The sequence below is a fragment of the Mesorhizobium waitakense genome (assembly GCF_056431085.1).
The window spans coordinates 1-1,961 of record NZ_JBWKME010000242.1 but is presented as its reverse complement, the minus strand read 5'-3'; the positions used below and the strand labels follow the sequence as shown (position 1 = coordinate 1,961).

Below are 1,961 nucleotides of genomic sequence, written 5' to 3'. Positions count from 1 at the left end.
CTGGCCGGCTGAGCCATCGAGTGGCGGAACCCTGAAGACGATCTCTACCTGCGTGTTGTCGATTTCGACCCGGCGGACCACGGTACGGATGATCTGCTGCGTTCCGATCCTGTCAAGGCCGGCGAGCCCTGCTTTCACCTTGGCTGAGAAATCTTCCAGACGGTTGATCAGGAGTGAGAGCTCGTGTTCGTTCTCGGCCACGTCGACCGCTGCCTGGTGCCGCACCTGAAGCTGAGAAAGGCGTTGTTTCAGACCCGCGATCCGCGGTTCGAATTCCGCCTTGTCGATGATGCCCTCGGCATAGCTGTCGATCAGCCGACCGATGCCGCGACGCAAGGTGGCCATTTGTCGTTCGAGGCGGGCGATCTCCTCCGGCTCACGGACTTCGTCACGGGCCGCAAGGAGGCGGCGACGGTATTCCTCGGCCATGCGGCGCGGATCCTCCAGGAGACCTTTGACTTGATCCCACACCGCTTCTTCCAGGTGATCGCCGCGCACCTGCGGGTTGTCGCAAACGGGGTGGCCGCTGAAGCGATAACCGTCCGTACCGATACAGCGATAGTAGCGCAGCGTGTCCGTCGGGTCGTATTTGCGGGCGCGAGGTGCGCGCTTGCCATAATAGGCGTAGCCGCAACGCCGGCACACCGCGAGGCCCTGCAGCAGCCAGTCCGAGCTCGGCGTGCGTTGGCGCTTGCGCTTCCGGTTCTCCTCAAGCTGAGTATGGACCGCCTCGAATTCGGTCGGATCGACGAGCGGGGGAACAGGAATTTCGATCCACTCTTCAGGCGGTACGGGAACGCGCGAAGTGGCGTGCGGCGAGGGTTGTGAGTGGCCGCGGATCGGCCGCAACCGCGGTCGTGGCGGCACGTAGCGGGCTCGCCCGAAAGCGGCCCGTCCGATATAGGCGGGATTGGCGAGCATGCCGCGGATCGTGGAGGCGTACCAATGCGTCGTTCCTGTCCGCGTCCGGCAGCCGATCTGCTCGAGCCGGCGGCATACCCCTCGCAAGCTCATGCGATCCAGGCCGACCCATGCGAAGATCAGTCGAACAATGTGTGCCTCCTCCTCCACGACCTCAAAGCGTGCCAGGCCGCCACTCTGGTCGCGGCTCACATAACGGTAGCCGAAGGGAGCACCCGTCAGCGCGCTGACGGAGCCGGAGCGTGCCGCGTGACGGCGACCACGCCGGCTCCGCTCGAGGATTTTGGCCCGTTCATATTCGGCGATCACACCCTGAACCTGAAGCAATAGATCATCCTCGGCCGTGCCACCAATGGGGCGGTTGAGGAACACGATCTCCACACCGGTACGACGAAACTCGTCGATCAGCAGCGCCTGATGGGCATAGCGGCGGGCGAGCCGATCGGGGGCGTGGACATAGAGACGGTCGACTTGGCCACCGGCAACCGCATCCCTCAGCCGTTCCAGCGCCGGTCGAAGCAATGTCGAACCACTGTAGCCGTCATCCACGTAGCTGTAACCTGGCTCAAGCATGAAGCCGTCGGTGGCAATGCGTTCCTGCAACGCAATCACCTGACTTGCAATCGTGTTATCGCGCGCCTGCGCCTCGCTCGACACCCGCGCATAGAGCGCACATTGCGTCTCGGTCATTGCTCACCTCCCGATCTCGTCATCGCTTTCGTCACCTTCGATGAGGGGTCCGCTCGACGCTTCTGCCGTTGCTTCGTGCGCCGTATCGTCGGCACAAGATGGGCGTAGGCCTCGAGCAGATGTTGGGGGCCGGTTCTTGTCGCTTCGAACGACACCTGCATGCGCAGCACAGGGCGATCCTTGCGCCGGACCATGTGCGCCTCCATCGGCCGGCTCGCAGCTCGGCCGTCGATGGCGCATTAAATCCCCAGTTGGCTCTGATTCGGCCGCGACAAATCGACTCGCATCCCAACCGCGGCGAACCTCAACAAGCGACCGCATACGGCGTGGACGCTCAATGCGCACCGACC

Annotated in this window: 1 protein-coding gene; it reads right to left on the bottom strand. The window is 63.6% G+C overall.

Annotation, left to right across the window (positions count from 1 at the left end; all coding sequences use genetic code 11):
• Positions 1-1,611 (bottom strand): recombinase family protein (locus AC07FD_RS39525; RefSeq protein WP_478354214.1); only part of this gene is annotated, 1,611 nt, incomplete at its 3' end.
• Positions 1,612-1,961 lie beyond the last annotated feature (350 nt).